Origin of the sequence: Streptomyces tamarix, from assembly GCF_032423885.1 — a bacterium.
GTDB classification, from domain to species: Bacteria; Actinomycetota; Actinomycetes; order Streptomycetales; family Streptomycetaceae; genus Streptomyces; species Streptomyces tamarix.
Genome location: NZ_JAWCTQ010000001.1, coordinates 93,202 through 114,829 on the forward strand (window position 1 = coordinate 93,202; position 21,628 = coordinate 114,829).

The 21,628-nt window shown below is 75.1% G+C and carries 14 protein-coding genes; 5 read left to right on the top strand and 9 right to left on the bottom strand.

Annotation, left to right across the window (positions count from 1 at the left end; all coding sequences use genetic code 11):
* Positions 1-147: 147 nt before the first annotated feature.
* Entirely contained in the window at positions 148-2,190 is a 2,043-nt protein-coding gene (locus RND61_RS00400; RefSeq protein ID WP_315875551.1) for a M4 family metallopeptidase, read from the top strand.
* 74 nt (positions 2,191-2,264) lie between these two features.
* On the opposite strand, the gene RND61_RS00405 is transcribed toward RND61_RS00400, so the two are convergent.
* The 6 genes from RND61_RS00405 to RND61_RS00430 all read right to left on the bottom strand — a co-directional run bounded on the left by RND61_RS00405 (position 2,265) and on the right by RND61_RS00430 (position 9,920).
* Complete coding sequence (locus RND61_RS00405; protein ID WP_315875552.1) at positions 2,265-3,188, bottom strand: hypothetical protein; 924 nt, start codon at positions 3,186-3,188, stop codon at positions 2,265-2,267.
* A 288-nt stretch (positions 3,189-3,476) separates the two neighbouring features.
* Positions 3,477-6,122 (bottom strand): alpha-glucan family phosphorylase, encoded by a 2,646-nt coding sequence (gene glgP, locus RND61_RS00410; protein WP_315875553.1) that lies wholly within the window; start codon positions 6,120-6,122, stop codon positions 3,477-3,479.
* 135 nt (positions 6,123-6,257) lie between these two features.
* Positions 6,258-8,150 (bottom strand): FAD-dependent monooxygenase, encoded by a 1,893-nt coding sequence (locus RND61_RS00415; RefSeq protein ID WP_315875554.1) that lies wholly within the window; start codon positions 8,148-8,150, stop codon positions 6,258-6,260.
* 14 nt (positions 8,151-8,164) lie between these two features.
* Entirely contained in the window at positions 8,165-8,374 is a 210-nt protein-coding gene (locus tag RND61_RS00420; RefSeq protein WP_315875555.1) for a hypothetical protein, read from the bottom strand.
* Between the two features lie 208 nt (positions 8,375-8,582).
* Positions 8,583-8,822 carry a hypothetical protein gene (locus tag RND61_RS00425; protein ID WP_315875556.1) on the bottom strand — a complete coding sequence of 80 codons (240 nt, stop codon included), beginning with the start codon at positions 8,820-8,822 and terminating at the stop codon, positions 8,583-8,585.
* Between the two features lie 144 nt (positions 8,823-8,966).
* Complete coding sequence (locus RND61_RS00430; protein WP_315875557.1) at positions 8,967-9,920, bottom strand: AraC family transcriptional regulator; 954 nt, start codon at positions 9,918-9,920, stop codon at positions 8,967-8,969.
* 567 nt (positions 9,921-10,487) lie between these two features.
* Between RND61_RS00430 and RND61_RS00435 the strand changes: the two genes are divergently transcribed.
* The 4 genes from RND61_RS00435 (at position 10,488) to glgB (ending at position 18,417) form a co-directional block, all read left to right on the top strand.
* Entirely contained in the window at positions 10,488-12,524 is a 2,037-nt protein-coding gene (locus tag RND61_RS00435; protein ID WP_315875558.1) for an alpha-1,4-glucan--maltose-1-phosphate maltosyltransferase, read from the top strand.
* Entirely contained in the window at positions 12,521-14,338 is a 1,818-nt protein-coding gene (gene treS / locus RND61_RS00440; RefSeq protein ID WP_315875559.1) for a maltose alpha-D-glucosyltransferase, read from the top strand. Before RND61_RS00435 ends, treS begins: the two co-directional genes overlap by 4 nt.
* A gap of 211 nt (positions 14,339-14,549) precedes the next feature.
* Positions 14,550-16,001, top strand: coding sequence for a maltokinase N-terminal cap-like domain-containing protein (locus tag RND61_RS00445; protein ID WP_315875560.1), 1,452 nt, complete (start codon positions 14,550-14,552; stop codon positions 15,999-16,001).
* A 64-nt stretch (positions 16,002-16,065) separates the two neighbouring features.
* Complete coding sequence (glgB, locus tag RND61_RS00450; protein WP_315875561.1) at positions 16,066-18,417, top strand: 1,4-alpha-glucan branching enzyme; 2,352 nt, start codon at positions 16,066-16,068, stop codon at positions 18,415-18,417.
* On the opposite strand, the gene RND61_RS00455 is transcribed toward glgB, so the two are convergent.
* The 3 genes from RND61_RS00455 to RND61_RS00465 form a co-directional block, all read right to left on the bottom strand.
* Positions 18,404-20,647 carry a HelD family protein gene (locus RND61_RS00455; protein WP_315875562.1) on the bottom strand — a complete coding sequence of 748 codons (2,244 nt, stop codon included), beginning with the start codon at positions 20,645-20,647 and terminating at the stop codon, positions 18,404-18,406. The two genes, glgB and RND61_RS00455, sit on opposite strands and share 14 nt — an antisense overlap.
* A gap of 218 nt (positions 20,648-20,865) precedes the next feature.
* Complete coding sequence (gene trxA / locus RND61_RS00460) at positions 20,866-21,213, bottom strand: thioredoxin (RefSeq protein ID WP_315875563.1); 348 nt, start codon at positions 21,211-21,213, stop codon at positions 20,866-20,868.
* Entirely contained in the window at positions 21,210-21,611 is a 402-nt protein-coding gene (locus RND61_RS00465; protein WP_315875564.1) for a MerR family transcriptional regulator, read from the bottom strand. Before RND61_RS00465 ends, trxA begins: the two co-directional genes overlap by 4 nt.
* Positions 21,612-21,628 lie beyond the last annotated feature (17 nt).

Below are 21,628 nucleotides of genomic sequence, written 5' to 3' on the forward strand. Positions count from 1 at the left end.
TCCGGCCAATCTTTTGACGCGCTCCTGACACAAACGGTTGTGCGATGCCAGTCTTCCCCCGTTCTTCGCACCTCGCTCCGCCAGCTCTGTTTGCACCGCCCGTGGGCCCACCCCGCCCCCGGTACCCCCCTCGCAAAGGAGTCCCGCGTGAGATCCACGCCATCCCGTCGCGCGACCGCCACCGGCGCCCTGATAGCCGCCGCCGCCATGCTCGTCGTGGGCGTCCAGACCGGGTCGGCCACCGCCGACGGCTCCCGGACCGCCGCGGCGCCGAAGGGCCAGACCGCGGCCCAGGCCGACCCGGGCGCGCTCCCCGCCGACCTCTCCCCCGCGCAGCGCACCGCGCTCATCCGCGCGGCCGACGCCGGCAAGGCCGCGAAGGCGAAGGAGCTGGGCCTCGGCGCCCAGGAGAAGCTCGTCGTCCGCGACGTGGTCCAGGACCGCGACGGCACCACCCACACGCGCTACGAGCGGACCTACGCCGGACTGCCGGTCCTCGGCGGCGACCTCCTGGTCACCGAGAACGGGTCCGGGCGCACGGAGAGCGTCGCCAAGGCGTCCCGCGCGGAGCTGAAGAACGTCGACACGACCGCCGACGTCGCCCCGGCCGCGGCCGAGCGGCAGGCGCTCACCGCCGCCCGCGCGGAGGGCTCGAAGGCGTCGGAGCCGGAGCGGGCGCCCCGCAAGGTCGTGTGGCTCGCGCAGGGGAAGCCCGTCCTCGCGTACGAGACCGTCGTCGGCGGCCTCCAGCACGACGGCACCCCCAACGAGCTGCACGTCGTCACCGACGCCGCCACGGGCGCCAAGCTGTACGAGTGGCAGGCCGTCCACAACGGCACCGGCAACACCCAGTACAGCGGCCAGGTCACCCTGGGCACCGCCCAGTCCGGCAGCTCGTACACGCTGACCGACAGCGCGCGCGGCAGCCACAAGACGTACAACCTCAACCGCGGTTCGTCCGGCACCGGGACGCTGTTCTCCGGCGCCGACGACGTCTGGGGCGACGGCACCCCGACCAACCTGGAGACCGCGGGCGCCGACGCCCACTACGGCGCCGCGCTCACCTGGGACTACTACAAGAACGTGCACGGCCGTTCCGGCATCCGGGGCGACGGCGTCGGCGCGTACTCGCGGGTCCACTACGGCAACAACTACGTCAACGCGTTCTGGCAGGACAGCTGCTTCTGCATGACGTACGGCGACGGCTCCGGCAACGCCAAGCCGCTCACCTCCATCGACGTGGCCGCGCACGAGATGACCCACGGCCTGACCTCCGTGACCGCGAAGCTCGTCTACAGCGGCGAGTCCGGCGGCCTGAACGAGGCGACGTCCGACATCTTCGCCGCCGCCGTCGAGTTCTACGCCAACAACCCCAAGGACGTCGGCGACTACCTGGTCGGCGAGAAGGTCGACATCCGCGGCAACGGCACCCCGCTGCGCTACATGGACAAGCCGAGCAAGGACGGCTCGTCCAAGGACTACTGGTACTCGGGCATCGGCAGCGTCGACGTGCACTACTCGTCGGGCCCGGCGAACCACTGGTTCTACCTGCTGTCCGAGGGCAGCGGCGCCAAGACCGTCAACGGCGTCACCTACGACTCGCCGACCTCGGACGGGCTGCCCGTCACGGGCATCGGCCGCGACAAGGCCGCGCTGATCTGGTTCAAGGCGCTCACCACCAAGTTCACCAGCACCACCAACTACGCGGGCGCCCGCACCGGCACGGTCGCCGTCGCCACCGAGCTGTACGGCGCGGGCAGCGCCGAGGTGAAGGCCGTCGAGAACGCCTGGGCCGGCGTCAACGTCGGTGCCCGTCCCGGCGGCGGCGAGCCGCCCGTCGGCAAGGTCTTCGAGAACGCCGCGGACGTGAACATCCCCGACGCCGGGGCGGCCGTCTCCTCGTCCGTCGCCGTCACCGGCATCACCGGCAACGCGCCCGCCGCGCTGAAGGTCGGCGTGGACATCGTCCACACCTGGCGCGGCGACCTCGTCGTCGACCTCGTCGCCCCGGACGGCACGGCGTACCGGCTGAAGAACTCCAGCAGCAACGACTCCGCCGACAACGTCCAGGAGACGTACACGGTCGACGCGTCCAGCGAGGTCGCCAACGGCACCTGGCAGCTCCGCGCCCAGGACACGGCCCGCTACGACACCGGCTACATCAACGGCTTCAAGCTGACCTTCCCGTAGGCCGGGAGGCCCCACCGGGCCGCGAGGAGGCCGCCGCCCCCGGGGGGCGGCGGCCTCACGCGTACCCGGACCGCCTACGCGCCGGCCGCACCGCCCCGCGCGCGGCGCCTCACCGCCAGGACGAGGCCCCCGCCCGCCGCGAGCGCCGCGCCGCCCGCGAGCCCGGCAGCGCCCAGCGCCGACGACGGGCCCGTGTCCGCGAGCGCGCCGCCCGCCGGGGTCCCGCCGTGCGGCTGGGGCGCGGGCGCCGCGGTGGCGGACGCCGTCGCGCTCGCGGTCGCGGTGGGCGACGGGGAGGCGGACGCGGACGGCGTCCCGGTGGCGGACGCGGACGGCGACGGCTTCGCGGTCGCCGTCGGGGACGCGGATGCCGTCGGGGACGGCGTCGCGCTCGCGGTCGGGGACGGCTGCTGCCCGCCGCCCTGGGCCGGGGGCAGCACCTGGAAGTCGTACTGGTCGTACGTGTCGAAGCCGTGGTTGCAGTTCTTCTCGGCGTTCAGGTACCAGGCGCTGGCGAACAGCCAGCCCCTGCCGGTCGGCGCCTGGGCGTTCACGCTCACCCGGAGCCGCACGTCCACCGTCTGCCGGGCGGCCAGGTCCGTCTCGTCGGCGTGCATGCCGTGCGCGCCCGGCCGCCAGCCGTCGGCCACCTTGAGCTGCGTGTCCGTGTAGGTGCCGAGCCAGTCCTGCGACATCCCCTCGCCGTTGTCGGCGCCGAGCCGCCAGCCGACGTCCTCGATCGGCGCGTCCGAGGTGTTGGTCAGCCGGAGGGTGACCTCGTGCCAGCCGTCGCCCGCGACGATCCGGTCGGGCACCCCCTCCACCGCCACGGCCACCTTGTTCTCCGGGTCCCGGTTGTTCTCGTCCCGCGGGCAGGGGAGGACCTCCCGGGGGAGGTCCTGCGTCCCGGACGCCTGGGCGGCCGGGGCCGCGAACAGCACCGCGGGCGCCAGGGCGGCGCCCGCCACCGCGAGGGACAGGGCACGTGCACGTTTCATGGAACACCTCGGGATCGGTGCGCTCCCGCCGGGGAGCGCTGAGCCGACGGCCCGTCCGCGACCACGTGCCGCGGACGGGCCCGTACAGCCGGGTACGACCCCCGGGACGGTCGAACGGTTGCACCAGGAACCGTCTCGTCCTCCGGTACCGGGGCGGGTCCGTCCGGAGGCCGAGGGGGACCGGGACCGCGGGAGGACGCCCGGACCCCGTGCGGGACGGCAGGCTGGGACCGGGGCCGTCGCCCCCCGCGCGGGGAGGGGGCGACGGCCCCGGGCTCCGGGCCCCGGTCAGCGCAGCAGGACGCCCGCGCCCTCCGCCGCCGACTCGGCCGGCAGCGCCACCAGCCCCAGGTCGGCGCCGGACGCGAGGAGCCGGTGCGCCGGCAGGACGCGGACCGTGTAGCCGAACGGACCCGTCCGGTCCAGCGTCAGCGGGCCCTCGTACACCCAGCGGCCCTGCTGGTCCGGGCCGCTGCCGCCGCCCGCCGGCTTCAGCGGGAACGTCCGGGCGTCGGCCAGCGCGTCACGGGTGTCCACCCGGCCGGCGACCGCCTGGACCTCCACGTCCTCCGGGGACAGGTCGCCGAGGGCGACCCGGACCCGCAGGGCCAGCGTGGAGCCCAGCTCCGCGACCTCGCTGGTCTCGTCCACCTCGACGTGGTCGACGGCGACGCGCGACCAGGCCGCCCGCACCCGGGACTTCCACTCGGCCAGCTCCCGCGCCGCGTCCGGGTCCATGGCGCGGTGCGCCCGCGCGGCCGGGGCGTACAGCCGCTCCACGTACTCCCGCACCATGCGTCCCGCCAGCACCTTCGGGCCCAGGGAGGTGAGGGTGCGGCGGACCATCTCGATCCACCGCTCGGGCAGCCCGTTGGCGCCCCGGTCGTAGAAGCGCGGCGCGACCCGCTGCTCGATCAGCTCGTACAGGGCGTGCGCCTCCAGGTCGTCGCGCCGGTCCTCGTCGGTGGTGGGGCCGTCGGCGGTGGGGATGGCCCAGCCGAAGTCCGGGTCGTACCACTCGTCCCACCAGCCGTCCCGTACGGACAGGTTGAGGCACCCGTTGAGCGCGGCCTTCATGCCGCTCGTCCCGCACGCCTCCAGGGGGCGCAGCGGGTTGTTCAGCCACACGTCGCACCCCGGGTACAGCGTCTTCGCCATCCCCATGCCGTAGTCGGGCAGGAAGACGATGCGGTGGCGCACGCGCGGGTCGTCGGCGAACCGGACCATCTCCCGCACCAGCCGCTTCCCGCCGTCGTCCGCCGGGTGGGCCTTCCCCGCGACGACGATCTGCACGGGCCGCGTCGGGTGCAGCAGCATCTCGCGCAGCCGGTCGCGGTCGCGGAGCATCAGCGTCAGCCGCTTGTAGGAGGGGACGCGGCGCGCGAAGCCGATGGTGAGGATGTCCGGGTCGAGGACCCCGTCGATCCAGCCCAGCTCGGCCGAGCCGGCGCCGCGCTCCCGCCAGGAGGCGCGGAGCCGGGCCCGCACCTCGTGGACCAGTTGCTCCCGCAGGTCGCGGCGGAGCTCCCAGAGCGCGGCGTCGTCGATCTCCGCGACGGCGTCCCAGCGCTCCGAGCCGCCCACGCTGAGGGCGTCCTCGGCGCGCTGCACGCCGATCTGCCGGGCGCCGAGCCGAACCACCTCGGGCGCCACCCAGGTGGGGGCGTGGACGCCGTTGGTGATGGAGGTGATCGGCACCTCCTCCGGGTCGAAGCCGGGCCACAGGCCGGCGAACATCGAGCGGCTGACGGCGCCGTGCAGGGTGGAGACGCCGTTGGCCCGTTGGGCGAGGCGCAGCCCCATGACGGCCATGTTGAAGACGTTCGGGTCGCCGCCCGGGTACGTCTCGCGGCCGAGCTGGAGGACGCGGCCGACGTCCACGCCGGGCAGTTCGGCGCCGGGCCCGAAGTGGCGGGCGACGAGATCGCGGTCGAAGCGGTCGATGCCGGCGGGGACGGGCGTGTGGGTGGTGAAGACCGTCCCGGCCCGGACGGCCTCCAGGGCGGCGTCGAAGTCGGTGCCCCGGTCGGTCAGCTCCCGGATGCGTTCCAGCCCCAGGAAGCCGGCGTGGCCCTCGTTCGTGTGGAACACCTCGGGCGCGGGGTGGCCGGCGAGGGCGCAGTACGCCCGTACGGCCCGGACACCTCCTATCCCCAGGAGCATCTCCTGGAGCAGCCGGTGTTCGCTGCCGCCGCCGTAGAGCCGGTCGGTGACGTTCCGTTCGCCCGGCCCGTTCTCCTCGACGTCCGAGTCGAGCATGAGCAGCGGGACCCGGCCGACCTGCGCCACCCACACGTGCGCGTGGAGGGAACGTCCGCCGGGCAGGGCGAGGGAGACGCGGACGGGGCCGCCGTCGGGGCGGCGCAGCAGGGTCAGGGGCATCTCGTTGGGGTCGAGGAGCGGGTAGTGCTCCTGCTGCCAGCCGTCGCGGGAGAGCGACTGGCGGAAGTAGCCGTGCCGGTAGAGCAGGCCGACGCCGACGAGCGGGACGCCGAGGTCGCTGGCGGCCTTGAGGTGGTCGCCGGCGAGGATGCCGAGGCCGCCGGAGTACTGCGGCAGGGCGGCGGTGACGCCGAACTCGGGCGAGAAGTACGCGACGGCGTCGGGCAGGTCGGCGTCGTCGCCCTCCCCGGCGGTCCGGTTCTGGTACCAGCGGCGGCCCCGCAGGTAGTCGTCGAGGTCGTCGGCGGCGGCGGTCAGGCGGCGCAGGAACCTCCGGTCCCTGGCCAGTTCGCCGAGCCGCGCGGCGGACACGGTGCCGAGGAGCCGGACGGGGTCGCCGCCGGCCGCGCGCCACCCCTCGGGGTCGACGGCCTGGAACAGCTCACGGGTCTCGGCGTGCCAGGACCAGCGCAGGTTGCGCGCGAGGTCGCTGAGGGGTCGCAGGGGGTCGGGCAGGACGGGGCGGACGGTGAATCGACGGATGGCCTTCACGTGTTCCACCTTCGCAGGGGAGATACGTACAGTGGCGGACACACCACGGTATGCGTCCGCCTTCCTGCCCAGACGGTAGTGCCACGGCACCGCGCGCGGCCATGGCGCGCGGCGCACGTGGCACGGGGGGCGCGTTCAGGGGCGCACGTGTGTACCGGGCGTGTCGTGGAGCGGTGCGGCGCGCGCGGATAAGCCGTACGTGGGCGCGGCGTAGGACGGCGCGGCGCGGAACGGGACTCCCCGGCCGGGCGCGCCGGGCGCGGGGAGGCCGTGCACCGGGGCGTCGTGGGCGAACGGGGTGCGCCCCGGCGCGCCGAGGAGCGGGGTGCCGCCGGCGGGCGCGCCGGGGGGAAGGGGGACGGGGGCCGGGATGTCGTACGGGGAGCCCTGGTTGACCGCCTCGCGGTCGGGCACCCCGACGGCCGCGCACCGGGCGGTGAGGGCGTGGCGCTCCTCCGGCGGGACGAGGTCGTCGATGCCGGTGGGACCGCCGGGGGCCCGTTCGTGGGCCGGGTGGGCGCGGGCCTGCGGGCCGGGGCTCCGGCCGGCGTGCCGGGGCCCGGCCGTGGCGGGGCGGCGCTCGGCCTCGTACGCGGCGAGGGCCTCCACCGGGTCCGGGTGGACGGCCAGGGCGTGGGCGAGGGCGCGGGCGTCGATGACGGAGCGGGTCGCGCCGCCGCACTCGACGGGGTACGCGGCGTGGGCGGCGTCGCCGACGAGGGTCGTGCGGCCGTGGCTCCAGCGGGCGAGGGGCGCGCGGTCCGCCACCGGGTGTGCGTACGCGCCGTCGGCCGCGCGCAGTACCTCCGGGAGGCTGACCCCGTCGAACTCCCAACCCGCGTAGCGGCCGAGGAGCCGCTCGACCGGTACGGGGCGGTCCCCGTCCCCGGGGGGCCGCTCGCCGGCGGTGTCCGCCGGCAGGGCGAGCGTCCAGCCGACGAGGACCTCGGGACGGTGCGGGGACGGCGCGGTCAACGGGTGGACGACGGCCTTCTGCCGGTCGTCCCCGGCGACGAGCGTGAACGGCGGGGTGCGGCGGGCGTCCATCCGGGACACGCCGCGCCACACGAGCATCCCGCTCCCCGGGGGTTCGTCCTCGTCGGGGTGGAGCGCGGAGCGCACCGTCGAGCGGACGCCGTCGGCACCGATCAGCAGGTCCGGTTCGAGGCAGGAGAGGCTGCGGACGCCGCCTCCGGAGCGGTGCTCGATCCGCACGCGGGGCCGCGCGCCGCCGGGCGGTCGCTCCACGCCGGTGACGCGGACGCCGGTGACGAGGGCGCCCGCGCCGAGGCGTTCGCGCACGGCGTCGGCGAGGACCCGCTGGAGGTGGGCGCGGCGCACGGACAGCTGCGGCCAGCGGTAGCCGGCGCGCAGGCCGCGCTCCTCGCGGGCGACGAGGGCGCCGCAGCGGTGGTAGTAGCGCAGTTCGCGGGTGCGGACGGCGTCGGCCTCCAGCCGGCCGAGCAGGCCGAGCGCGTCGAGTTCGCGTGCGGCGTCGGGCATGAGGGTCAGCCCGGCGTCCGCGGGGCGCGTCCCGGAGGCCGCCTCGACGACGGTCACGCGGACGAAGCCGGCGGCGTACAGGGCGAGGGCCGTGGTGAGCCCGGCGACCCCGCCGCCGGCGACGAGGACGTCGGGCTCCAGCGAACGGGCCGCGGCGGCCCCGCCGCACTCGGCGGCCTCCTGCCGCGCGCAGGTGGCACGGGCGGCCTCGCGAGCGATGCCGGGGCCCGCGCCGGAGACGGCGCCCGGGACGGGGGCGGCGTCCGGGGCGGCGCCGCAGGCCGTACCGGAAGCGGCGACCGGGGCGGCGTCAGGGTCCGTGCGGGAAGGGGCGCCCGAGACGGCATCGGAGCCCGCGCCGGAGGCGGCGTCCCGAACGGCGCCGGGAGCGGCGACCGCAGGGGCGTCCGAAGCGGCGACAGGCCCCGTACCGAACGCGGCGCCCGGGACGGCGTCCGGGGCCGGGCGGGCGGGGTCGTCGGGTGCGGGCGGGGCGGTGTCCCGGGCGGTGTGGTCCGGAGTCATGTCCCGTGGTCCCCTCACGCGGCCGGGGTGCGCGGCGGGACCGCGGCGCGGCGGACGGGGGACCCGTCGCCGCGGACCGGGGCCGGGACGGGGTCCGGGGCCGGGCCGGAGCGCGGCGGGGCGGCGGTGGGCGCGGCCGGGGCGGCGGCGCGTGCCCCGGCTGTGCGGCAACGCGGTTCGGCGCAGGTGGCGAGTCCGGGCTCGACCAGGTCGTACTGGATCAACGCAGGCCCCTCTCGGGCATGTGTGGATGAGGTGTGACGCGGTCCGCTCCGGCGGGGCGGGACGGGCCCGGGCGGCGGGGGCCGCCGGGGGTCCGCACCGGGCCGCCGGGCGGTCACCGCGGGGCGCCCACCCCGTCCTGGCGCCGGGGCGCCGGCCGGGGGGCGGGCGGGCGCGGCCGGCGCGCCGTGCTCGGGCCGGCCGGGCGGGTCACCGGGGGTCCCGGGCGGCGCCGCCCGGGCCGTACCCACCGGGGCACGCGCGGGCGAGGGCCTCGCGGGCCGGGCGGCCGGTCCGTCCGTACGGCGCCTCGGCGAGGCGGCAGCCGTACGGGCGGGGGGCCGGGGAGGCGGGGCGTCCGGTCACGTCCTCGACCCGCTCGCCGCCGGGCCGTGCCGCGCGGCCGTCGCGCGGCGACCGCGCGTACTCCTGACCGGACCTGGTCACCATGTCTCCTCCGGGGAACGGCTGTGCCGTGCAGAGCCTGACCCCCCACGGCCGCCCGGGGCAATGAACGTCCGTCCAGCGGTCCTTAAGAACCGGCCAGCCGTTGCGCGCCGTTGCGACCGGAATGCCCCGTACGCCGGGCGGGGCTCACGCGAGGGTCGCCGCGTGGGACCGGTACTCGCCGGGCGTCTTGCCGAACCACTTGCGGAAGGCGAGGTGGAAGCCGACCGCGCTCTGGTAGCCGACGCGCTGCGGCACGGCGGACTGCGGCAGGGTCGTCTCGCACAGCAGCCGGGCCGCCTCCTGCATGCGGCGGCCCGTCAGGTGGCGGGCGGGCGCCTCCCCGACGAGTTCGCGGAAGGCGGCCGTGAACGCCGAGCGGGACATGCCGACCTCGCGGGCGAGGGACTCGATCGTCCACGGCTCCGCGAACCGGGTGGCGATCGTGACCATGGCGCGGCTGATGCCGGGGTGGCGCAGCACGGGCAGGACGGCGGGGTTCTCGGTGAAGTCGCGCAGCAGCGGGCGCAGCGCGAGGACGAGGGCCATCTCGAAGGCGCGCAGGGTGATGAGCCGGTCGCCGGGGCCGGTGGGCCGGTCGGGGGAGGCGAGCAGCCGCAGCGTGTCGCGGAGCAGCGGCTCCCGGTCGACCTGGGAGCGGTCGAGGACGAGCACCCAGGGCAGGGCCCGGTAGAGGTCGGTGGCGGCGCTGGAGTCGTAGTGCAGCCCCGCGCAGAGCAGCCGGCTCTCGGGGCCCTCGCCGTCGATGTCGATCTCGCCGGACGTGCCGGGCTGCCGCTCGGGCAGCACGGCCCTGAGGGGGACGCCCTGCCGCTCGGGGTGGTCGGAGAGGCGGTGGGCCGCGCCGGTCGGGAAGACGGCCAGGTCGCCGGCGAGGAGCCGCTGGGCGGGCTGGTCGGTCCCGCTGATCCAGCAGACGCCCTCGACGACGTAGTGGAGGACGGCGACGCTGCGCTCCGCGTCGCCCTCGATGGCCCAGGGGGCCCGTACGCGCCAGCGGCTGTCGAAGACCCCGGTGAGCCGGAGCGGCCTCAGCAACTCGCTCAGGAGGTCGTCGCTGTCGTTCCGCACGATGTCCATGGACGATCCCTCAACCCCCGCCCCGGTTTGTCAATTGATCGGCCAAAGCTGTCGCCGCCGGCCTGAAAGGCGCCTCCCCCGGCAGCGGGGACACCCTATCGAAAGGCCTTTCAGCCACATGTCCGCTCACTTTCCGACGCTCGTCGCCGGGGTGGGGACGGCCGGTTCCCGGGGCGGCGCCACCGCCCGCCCGCGAGGCCGGGGCGCCGGGCGCAGGGCCCCTGGAGCCGGGGTGCGCGGGCGCCGGGGCCCGCGGGCGCCGGGGCCCGCGGGCGCCCCGGAGGGGGAACGGCCCCGGGGGAGAGGTGACACACCCGGCCGCCGTCCGGCCCCGGATTTCCTCCGAACGGGGCCGGTCCTCGGCTGTCTGGCCCGACGCCCCCGCGGGCCGATCGGCGGGAAACCCCCGGATTGCCCACCCGAGGGGTGTGGGAAGGCTCACCCGGTACCCGCCCACCCGAGTGAACCCGGAGAGGAGCGGTGATGCCCGCGCCGCGCCATGCCGCAACAGAGCGGTTACAAAGAGCGATACCTCGTACACAATCCTCAGGTGATGCTGTGAACGCGATGATCGGTCGTATCCCCGTTCTGGACGTCTCCCCCGTCGTCGACTGCGGCAGAAGGCCCGCGAAGGCGGTGGCCGGTGAGACCTTCCAGGTGTCGGCCACGGTCTTCCGGGAGGGCCACGACGCGGTGGCCGCCGACGTCGTGCTCACCGACCCGTCGGGGCGGCCCGGCCCGTTCACCCCGATGCGGGAGCTGGCGCCCGGCACGGACCGCTGGGGCGCCGACGTCACCCCGACCCGCGAGGGCCTGTGGACGTACCACGTGGAGGCGTGGAGCGACCCGGTCGCCACCTGGCGCCACGAGGCCGGGATCAAGGTGCCCGCGGGCATCGACACGGAGCTGGTCCTGGCCGAGGGCGCCGCCCTGCACGAGCGGGCCGCGGGCGGGGTCCCGAAGGAGGAGGGCCGGGAGGCCGTCCTGGCGGCGGTGGACGCGCTGCGGGACGCGCGCCGCTCCCCCGCCGACCGGCTCGCCGCCGCGCTCGCCGGGCAGGTGCGGGAGGTGCTGGACCGCCACCCGCTGCGCGAGCTGGTCACCGCGTCCCGGCCGCTGCCGCTGCTGGTGGAGCGGGAGCGGGCGCTGTACGGCTCGTGGTACGAGATGTTCCCGCGCTCGGAGGGCGCGTACCGCGACGAGGACGGCCGGCTCGTGTCGGGGACGTTCCGCACGGCGGCCGAGCGGCTGCCGGCGATCGCCGCGATGGGGTTCGACGTGGTGTACCTGCCGCCGATCCACCCGATCGGCACGACGCACCGCAAGGGCCCGAACAACGCGCTGACGGCCGGCCCCGACGACCCGGGCGTGCCGTGGGCGATCGGCTCGCCCGCCGGGGGGCACGACGCGGTCCACCCCGACCTGGGCACGCTGGAGGACTTCGACGCGTTCGTGGCGCGGGCGCGGGAGCTGCGGCTGGAGGTGGCGCTGGACTTCGCGCTCCAGTGCTCCCCGGACCACCCGTGGGTGCGCAAGCGGCCGGCGTGGTTCCGGCACCGGGCGGACGGCACCATCGCGTACGCCGAGAACCCGCCGAAGAAGTACCAGGACATCTACCCGATCGCGTTCGACGAGGACATGCGCGGCATCGTCCGCGAGACGGTGCGGGTGCTGCGGCACTGGATGGCGCACGGCGTGCGGATCTTCCGCGTCGACAACCCGCACACGAAGCCGGTGGTGTTCTGGCAGAAGGTCATCGCCGCCGTCAACCGCACCGACCCGGACGTGATCTTCCTGGCGGAGGCGTTCACCCGGCCGGCGATGATGCGGACGCTCGGCGCGATCGGCTTCCAGCAGTCGTACACGTACTTCACCTGGCGGAACACCAAGCAGGAGCTGACCGAGTACCTGACGGAGCTGTCCACGGAGACGGCCGCCTACATGCGGCCGAACCTGTTCGTGAACACCCCCGACATCCTGCACGCCTACCTCCAGCACGGCGGGCGGCCGGCGTTCGAGGCGCGGGCGGTGCTCGCGGCGACGCTGTCGCCGACGTGGGGGATGTACGCCGGGTACGAGCTGTGCGAGAACACCCCGCTGCGGGAGGGCAGCGAGGAGTACCTCGACTCGGAGAAGTACCAGCTGCGGCCCCGTGACTGGGCGGCGGCCGAGCGGGAGGGCCGCAGCATCGCCCCGCTCGTCACCGCGCTCAACCGCCTGCGGCGCCGCCACCCGGCGCTGCGGCGACTGCGGAACCTCCGCTTCCACCACGCCGACAACGACGCGGTCATCGCGTACAGCAAGCGGCAGGGCTCGAACGTGGTTCTGGTGGTCGTGAACCTCGACCCCCACCACACCCAGGAGGCGACGGTTTCGTTGAACATGCCGGATCTCGGCCTCGACTGGCACGAGACCGTACCGGTGCGCGACGAGCTCACCGGCGAGACATATCACTGGGGCAGGACCAACTATGTGCGCCTGGAGCCGGGTGTCACACCCGCGCACGTGCTGGTGGTGTGCCGGGGATCCGGGGGCTGTCCCCCGGATCAGCACAGTTCCGTCCTGCGACCGTCTCCCCCGATCGGAGGGTCACCCACATCATGACCGTGAACGAGCCCGTCCACGACACGTTCGAGGACACCCCCGCCAAGGACCGGGACCCCGACTGGTTCAAGCGGGCCGTGTTCTACGAGGTGCTGGTCCGCTCCTTCCAGGACAGCAACGGCGACGGCATCGGCGACCTGAGGGGGCTCACGGCCAAGCTGGACTACCTGCAGTGGCTGGGGGTCGACTGCCTCTGGCTGCCGCCCTTCTTCAAGTCCCCGCTCCGCGACGGCGGTTACGACGTGTCCGACTACACGTCGGTGCTGCCGGACTTTGGTGACCTGGCGGACTTCGTCGAGTTCGTGGACGCCGCGCACCAGCGCGGCATGCGGGTGATCATCGACTTCGTGATGAACCACACCAGCGACCAGCACCCGTGGTTCCAGGAGTCCCGCGCCAACCCGGACGGCCCCTACGGCGACTACTACGTCTGGGCCGACGACGACAAGCAGTTCCAGGACGCCCGGATCATCTTCGTCGACACCGAGACGTCCAACTGGACCTTCGACCCGGTGCGCAAGCAGTACTACTGGCACCGGTTCTTCTCGCACCAGCCGGACCTCAACTACGAGAACCCGGCCGTCCAGCAGGAGATCCTCTCCGCGCTGCGGTTCTGGCTGGACCTGGGCATCGACGGCTTCCGCCTCGACGCCGTGCCGTACCTCTACCAGGAGGAGGGCACCAACTGCGAGAACCTCCCGGCGACCCACGCCTTCCTCAAGCGGATCCGCAAGGAGATCGACGCCGCCTACCCGGACACGGTGCTGCTCGCCGAGGCGAACCAGTGGCCGGAGGACGTCGTCGACTACTTCGGCGACTTCGCCGGCGGCGGCGACGAGTGCCACATGGCGTTCCACTTCCCGGTGATGCCGCGGATCTTCATGGCGGTGCGCCGCGAGTCCCGCTACCCCGTCTCCGAGGTCCTGGCCAAGACCCCGGCGATCCCGGCGGGCTGCCAGTGGGGCATCTTCCTGCGCAACCACGACGAGCTGACCCTGGAGATGGTCACCGACGAGGAGCGCGACTACATGTACGCGGAGTACGCCAAGGACCCGCGGATGCGCGCCAACATCGGCATCCGCCGGCGGCTCGCCCCGCTGCTCGACAACGACCGCAACCAGATCGAGCTGTTCACCGCCCTGCTGCTGTCCCTGCCCGGGTCGCCGATCCTGTACTACGGCGACGAGATCGGGATGGGCGACAACATCTGGCTGGGCGACCGCGACGGCGTCCGCACCCCCATGCAGTGGACGCCCGACCGCAACGCGGGCTTCTCCTCCTGCGACCCGGGCCGGCTGTACCTGCCGACCATCATGGACCCGGTCTACGGCTACCAGGTGACGAACGTGGAGGCGTCGATGGCGTCCCCGTCGTCGCTGCTGCACTGGACGCGCCGGATGATCGAGATCCGCAAGCAGAACCCGGCCTTCGGGCTCGGTTCGTACACCGAGCTGCCGTCGTCGAATCCGGCCGTCCTCGCCTTCCTCCGCGAGTACGGCGACGACCTGGTGATGTGCGTGCACAACTTCTCGCGCTTCCCGCAGCCGACCGAGCTGGACCTGCGGCAGTTCAACGGGCACCACCCGGTGGAGCTGATCGGCGGGGTCCGCTTCCCCGCCATCGGCGAGTGGCCCTACCTGCTGACCCTCGCCGGGCACGGCTTCTACTGGTTCCGGCTGCGCAAGGACGCGGTGCTCCCCGCGAAGGGCGCCAAGTCCGCCGGGCGCGCCGCCGGGAAGGCCGCCGGGAAGGCCGCGGAGCGCGCCGCCGGGGGCACCGCCGCACCCGCGGACGCGGCACCGGCGCGCCACTGACGGCGCGTCTTCGTCCCCCGCGGCCCCGGATGTCGGGGCGGGGCGTTTCCTTCGCTCCGCCCTGGGCACTGTCCCCCTCATACGTCGATTCGGGTCTATAAGGACCATCCCCGCCCGACACGTCCCGCACAGCCGGACAGCCCATGCCGCATTCCGGGACACTCTGCACATTCCGTGCATTCTGTAGTACCCGGGGAAAGGACGCGCTGCCATGTCGGAGACCGCATCCACCGCCCGGGCACCCGTCGCCCTGCTGCCGTCGCTGGCGCCGCTGCTCCACGAATGGCTGCCGCGCAGAAGGTGGTTCGCCGGGAAGGGGAAGCCGGTCACCGGCTTCGCCCTCGTGTCGGCCACCGAACTGCTCTCGCTCGGCGCCGCCGGACCCGGGCTCCTGCACCTGCTCGTCCGCGTCCAGCAATCCGGCCCCGCCGCCTCCTCGCCCTCGTCCGGCGACTGCTACCAGTTGCTGCTGGGCGTGTGCGACACGCTCCCGCCCCGGCTCGCCCCCGCCCTGATCGGGCGCGTCACCCAGGGGGCCCTGGCGGGGCGCACCGTGTACGAGGCGCTCCAGGACCCGCGGCTCGCCACGCTGCTCCTGGAGCGGCTGCGGGCACCCGGCGCGATCGGCCCGCTGAGCTTCCACCGGACGGCGACCATCCCCGACGGACTGCCCCCGCGCGTGCTGGACGCCGAGCAGTCGAACACGTCGCTCGTCTACGGCGACGCGTACATCCTGAAGATCTTCCGGCGGATCCACCCGGGCGCCAACCCGGACCTGGAGCTGCCGCTCGCCCTCGCCCGCGCCGGCTGCGCCCGGGTGCCGGCGCCCGTCGCCTGGTACGAGGCGGGGGCCGGGCCGGACGGCGCGACGCTGGGCGTGCTCCAGCCGTACCTGCGCGGTTCGCAGGACGGCTGGCAGCTCGCCCTCGACGCGCTGGCCGCGGGCCGCGACTTCGTCCCGGAGGCGCACGCCCTGGGCCGGGCCACCGCCGAGGTGCACACCGCCCTGGCGGACGCGCTGCCCACGGTGGTGCTCGCCCGGCGCCAGGCGCGGGACCTGGCCGTCACGATGAGCCGCCGCCTGGACGCCGCCACCCAGGCGGTGCCCGCGCTCGTGCCGTACGTCCCCGGGTTGCGCGCCGCCTTCGAGGCGGTCGCCGCGCTCGCCGAGAACGGCAGCACCTGGCGCGCCCAGCGGGTCCACGGCGACCTGCACCTCGGGCAGGCGCTGCGCACCCCGGACGGCGAGTGGTCGGTGATCGACTTCGAGGGGGAGCCCTCGAAGCCGCTCGCCGAGCGCCGCCGCCCGCAGCCGCCGGTGCGGGACGTCGCCGGGATACTCCGCTCCTTCGACTACGCGGCCCACTCGCACCACCCGTGGCACCCGGAGTGGGCGGAACGCTGCCGCGACGCGTACTGCTCCGGCTACGCCGAGGCGTCCGGCCGCGACCCGCGCGCGGAGCAGGCGCTGCTGCGCGCGTACGAGACGGACAAGGCGGTGTACGAGGTCGTCTACGAGGCTCGGCACCGCCCCGACTGGCTGCGCGTGCCGATGGCCGCCGTCCGCCGCCTGGCCTCGTCCCCGGGCGCGGGCCCCCTCCCGCCGGGCTCCGGGCGGGCGCTCTCCGGGCGCCCGCGGTTCTCCCCCGACCGGCTGACCTGACCCGCCCCCGCCCGTCCCCCCACCCCATCCCGCCTCACTCACCTCGCCGAGGAGGACCTCTCCCGTGACCCCCCGTCGTCCGACCCGCAAACCGCCCACGACGAGCACCGCGCAGCCGGTCGTCACCACCCTGGGGGCGTCCGCGCCGCAGACACCGGCCCCGGACGCCCCCGCGCCGGCCGCGCCCGGCACCCCGGACGCCCCGGGGGCGCCCGCCGCGGCCGGCAGGCCGCCCCGCCCCCGGGACGGGGCCGACGGGGTGCCGGCGTCCCCCCTGGAAGGCGCCGACCGGGCGCGCCTCCTCGCCGGCGAGCACCACGACCCGCACGGGCTGCTGGGCGCCCACCCGGTGCCGGACGGGGTGGTGTTCCGGGCGCTGCGCCCGCACGCCCGGGCGGTCGCCGTCGTCCTCCCCGACGGGGAGCGGCACCCGCTGCACGACGACGGCGACGGCCTGTTCTCCCGCGTCCTGCCGCTGCCGGAGGTCCCGGCCGACCACCGGCTGCTCGTCTCGTACGACACGGCCGAGCTGGAGGTCCACGACCCGTACCGGTTCCTGCCCGCGCTGGGCGAGCTGGACCTGCACCTGATCCGGGAGGGCCGCCACGAGGAGCTGTGGACGGCGCTCGGCGCGCACGTGATGACCCACCAGGGCGTGGCGGGGACGCGCTTCACCGTGTGGGCGCCGAACGCGCGCGGGGTGCGGGTCGCCGGGGACTGGACGTTCTGGGACGGCACGGGCCTGCCGATGCGGTCGCTGGGCGCCAGCGGGGTGTGGGAGCTGTTCGTGCCCGGCGTCGGCGAGGGCACGCTGTACAAGTTCGAGGTGGTCGGCCCGGACGGGCGCCACTCGCTGCGCGCGGACCCGATGGCGCGCCGCACCCAGTGCCCGCCGGAGACGGCCTCCGTCGTCACCGCCTCGCACCACGAGTGGCGGGACGCCGCGTGGATGGCCCGCCGCGGCGAGCGCCCGGTGCACGCGTCGCCGTTCTCCGTGTACGAGGTGCACCTGCCGTCGTGGCGGCCGGGGCTGTCGTACCGGGAGCTGGCCGAGGTGCTCCCGGCGTACGTGAAGGACCTCGGGTTCACGCACGTGGAACTGATGCCGGTCGCCGAGCACCCGTACAGCCCGTCCTGGGGCTACCAGGTCACCTCGTACTACGCGCCGACGGCCCGGCTGGGCACGCCGGACGACTTCAAGCACCTCGTGGACCGGCTGCACCAGGAGGGGATCGGCGTCCTCGTCGACTGGGTGCCGGCGCACTTCCCGAAGGACGACTGGGCGCTGGCCCGCTTCGACGGGACGCCGCTGTACGAGCACCCGGACCCGCGCCGCGCCGAGCACCCCGACTGGGGGACGCTGGTGTTCGACTACGGGCGGACGGAGGTGCGGAACTTCCTCGTGGCGAACGCCGTGTACTGGTGCGAGGAGTTCCACATCGACGGCCTGCGCGTCGACGCCGTCGCCTCGATGCTGTACCTCGACTACTCCCGGGAGTACGGCGAGTGGGTGCCCAACGAGTACGGCGGCCGGGAGAACTTCGACGCCGTCCGCTTCCTCCAGGAGATGAACGCGACCGTCTACCGCCGCTGCCCCGGCGTGGTCACCGTCGCCGAGGAGTCCACGGCCTGGGAGGGCGTGACCCGCCCCACCGACCACGGCGGGCTCGGCTTCGGGCTGAAGTGGAACATGGGCTGGATGCACGACTCGCTGGTGTACGTCTCCAAGGAGCCGGTGCACCGCAAGTACCACCACAACGAGATGACGTTCTCGATGGTGTACGCGTACAGCGAGAACTACGTCCTGCCGATCTCGCACGACGAGGTGGTGCACGGCAAGCAGGCGCTCGTGTCGAAGATGCCGGGCGACTGGTGGCAGCGGCGCGCCAACCACCGCGCGTACCTGGGCTTCATGTGGGCCCACCCCGGCAAGCAACTGCTGTTCATGGGGCAGGAGTTCGCGCAGGGCGCGGAATGGTCGGAGGCGCACGGGCCGGAGTGGTGGCTGTTGGCCGACGACTACCATTCGGCGGGCGACCACCGGGGCGTGCAGGACCTCGTGCGCGACCTGAACGCCGTGTACGCGGCGACCCCCGCGCTGTGGGAGCGGGACACGGTCCCGGAGGGGTTCCAGTGGGCGCTGGGCGACGCCGCCGAGGATAACGTCCTCGCGTTCGTGCGGTACGACGCGCAGGGCGGCCCGCTGCTGGCGGTGAGCAACTTCTCGCCGGTCGTGCGCGACGGCTACCGGCTGTGGACGCCGGAGGCCGTGCCCGCCTGGGAGGAGGTCCTCAACACGGACGACGCGCGGTACGGCGGCGGCGGCGTGCGGAACGCCGGCCCGCTGAAGCGCGAGCCGGACGGCATCCGCATGACGCTGCCGCCGCTGGCGACGGTCTGGCTCAGGCCGGCCTGAGCCGGACGGTGCCCAGGCGCTGGGTCGCGCGGGTCAACGCCACGTACAGGTCGTTGACGCCGTGCGGCCCGGCGGCGCGGATCGCGTCCGGGTCGGCGACGACCACCGTGTCGAACTCCAGGCCCTTCGCCTGCCGCGGGTCGAGGAGGACGACGGGCCGGGTCAGGTCCGGGTGGGGGCCGTGCGCCGCGCCGGGGAGCGCGGCGGCGAGGGCGGGGTGGTGGGCGGCGGGCGCGATGACGGCGAGCCGCCCCTCCTCGCGGGCCTCGCGGGCGACCGCCTCCGCGACGGCGGCGGGCAGGTCGTCCACCACGACCTCCCAGGGCCGTGTGCCGGTGGAGCGCACCGAGCGGGGCGGCCGGAAGTCCGGCTCCTCGGCGCGCCGCTCCCGGGCGGCGACCTCCATGATCTCGGCGGGGGTGCGGTAGTTGACGCCGAGCGTGACGTGCTCGTAGCGGTCCCCCACGTACGGGGCGAGGATCTCCCGCCAGGAGCCGCAGCCCGCCGCGTCGCCGGTCTGGGCGGGGTCCCCGACCAGGGTCATGGAGCGGGTGGGGATGCGGCGCATCAGCAGTCGCCAGGCCATCGCGGACAGCTCCTGCGCCTCGTCCACGACGATGTGCCCGAACGCCCAGGTCCGGTCGGCGGCGGCGCGTTCGGCGGCGGTGCGGTGGTCGTCCTCCTCGTGGCGCTCCGCGAACCGCTCGGCGTCGATGACGTCGTGCGCGCCGAGCACCTCGGACTCCTCGTCCTCGAACTCGTAGGTCCGCGAGGCGTACGACACGTCGAGGACGCCCTGCGCGTAGGCGACGCGCCGGGCGCGCTCGCGGGCGGCGGCGGCGCGGGCGGCGGAGTCGTCCTCGCCGAGCAGTTCGGCCGCCTCGTCCAGGAGCGGCACGTCGGCGGGGGTCCAGGGGGCGCCGGGCTCGCGGCGCACGAACTCGGCCTCGCCGTCGGGGAGGTAGCCGTACGGGGCGTCGAGGAACCGCTCGACGAGCCGCTGCGGGGTGAGGACGGGCCACAGCCGGTCGATCGCGGCGTGCACCTCGTCGCTGGCGGCGATCTCCTTGCCCAGTTGGGCGATGTCGGAGGCGTCGAGGAGGTTGGGCCCGCCGTAGGGGTCGGCGCCCAGGCGGTCGGCGAGCCGGGCGGTGAGCGCGTCGACGATCCGGGTGGCGAAGCGGGGGCGGGCCAGGTTGTGCGGCAGGCCGGTGCCGCGGGCGTCCCAGCGGGCGTCCTCGGCCGTGTCGCGGTCGAGGAGGAGCGTGCCGTAGTCCTCGTGGTCGATCTCCAGGGGCTCCCGGGTGGGCGGCACGGTCTGCTGGTCGCGGACGAACCGGGCGAGGACGTCCGCCATGGCGGCGCGGCCCTTGATCTCGGCGGCCTCCGGGCTGTCGGCGCCGGTCGCGCGGACGCCGGGGAACAGCTCGCCGACGGTGGCGAGCAGCACGCCGGTCTCGCCGAGGCTGGGCAGCACGTCCCCGATGTACCGCAGGAACGCGGCGTTGGGCCCGACGACGAGCACGGCGCGGCGGGCCAGCAGCTCCCGCTGCGCGTACAGCAGGTAGGCGGCGCGGTGCAGGGCGACGGCGGTCTTGCCCGTGCCGGGCCCGCCCTCGACGACGAGGACGCCCTCGTGCGGGGCGCGGATCACGCGGTCCTGCTCGGCCTGGACGGTCCGCACGATGTCGGTCATCCGGCCGGTGCGGGCGGCGTCGAGCGCGGCGAGCAGCACGGCGTCGGCGTCGCGGCCCTCGTGCCCGCTGCGCGCGGTGTCGCGCAGGTCGAGGATCTCGTCGTGCAGGGCGGTGACCTCGCGGCCCCGGGTGGTGAGGTGGCGGCGCCGGCTGAGGCCCATGGGGGTGTGGCCGGTCGCGAGGTAGAAGGGGCGGGCGACCTCGGCGCGCCAGTCGATGACGAGGGGGGTGCGCTCGGCGTCGTCCTCCCGGATGCCGATCCGCCCGATGTGGTGGTCGCGCCCGTCGCGGAACACCAGCCGCCCGAAGCACAGCCCCTGGTCGCCCGCGTCGTACGCGGCGAGCAGCCCGGACTGCTCGGCGACGGCCACGTCGCGCTCCACCCGCGCCTGCCGGCTGCCCGCGTCGCTCCTGAGCGCGTCGCGCACGGCCGCCTCGGCCCGCTCCCGCAGGGCGTCGAGCCGGGCGTAGAGCCCGCTGACGAACCGCTGCTCGTCCCGCAGCGCCTCGGTCTCCCCGATTGACAATTCCACTCCCGACGCGATATGTTGTGCCAGTCGATTCTGCGCGGGGTTTTGCTGTGCCCGCACGCGGAATCGTCCACTATACGCGTCGCCCGCCCCCGCCGGTCAATCCGGAGGGGGTTTCTTCGTTGTCCGGCCGTGCGCCGGGCCGCGGGCCGCCGGGGTCGGGGTCAGGGCCGTGGGTCGCGCCGGGGCGGGGCGGGGCGGGGTCGGGGCCGGGCCGCCGGTCAGGGAGCGGTGAGCGCCAGGGCCTCCACGAGGCGGCGCTCGGGGAGCGCGCCCGTCACGGACCTCACCGGCTCGCCGCCCTCGAACAGCAGCAGCGTCGGCGTCGACAGCACCGCGTAGCGGGCCACCGCCTCCGGGTTCGCGTCGACGTCGAGGGCGACGACGTCCAGGCGGTCGGCGTACTTCTCGGCCACCCGGTCCAGGACCGGGGCGAGCTGGCGGCAGGGACCGCACCACTTCGCGGTGAACTCGACCAGGACCGGGCGGTCCGCGGACAGGACCTCGGTGGCGAAGTCGGCGTCGGTGACGGTCCTCACGGTGGTGGCCCTCACGGTGGTGGTCCTCATGGGGTGGTCCCTCCGAATTGGCAGCGGGGTTCGGGTGCTTCGTACCGGGCCGCCTCGGCGGCGGCCAGGTGTGCGGCGACCTGCGCGCGGACGGAGCCGAGCTGGCCGATCAGCGCGTCCAGTTCGGTCAGCTTCCGCCGGTACACGGCGAGCGAGGCCGGGCAGGCGTCGCCCGCCGGGTGCCCGGCGCGCAGGCACTCGACGAACGGCCGGGTCTCCTCCAGGCCGAAGCCGAAGTCCTGGAGGACGCGGATCTGCCGCAGCAGCCGCAGGTCGTCCTCGCCGTAGGTCCGGTACCCGTTGTCGCCGCGGCGCGCCGGGAGCAGCCCGCGCGCCTCGTAGTAGCGCAGGGTGCGGGTGGTGACCCCGGCGCGCCGGGCCAGTTCGCCGATTCGCATGCCCCGAACGTACGGCT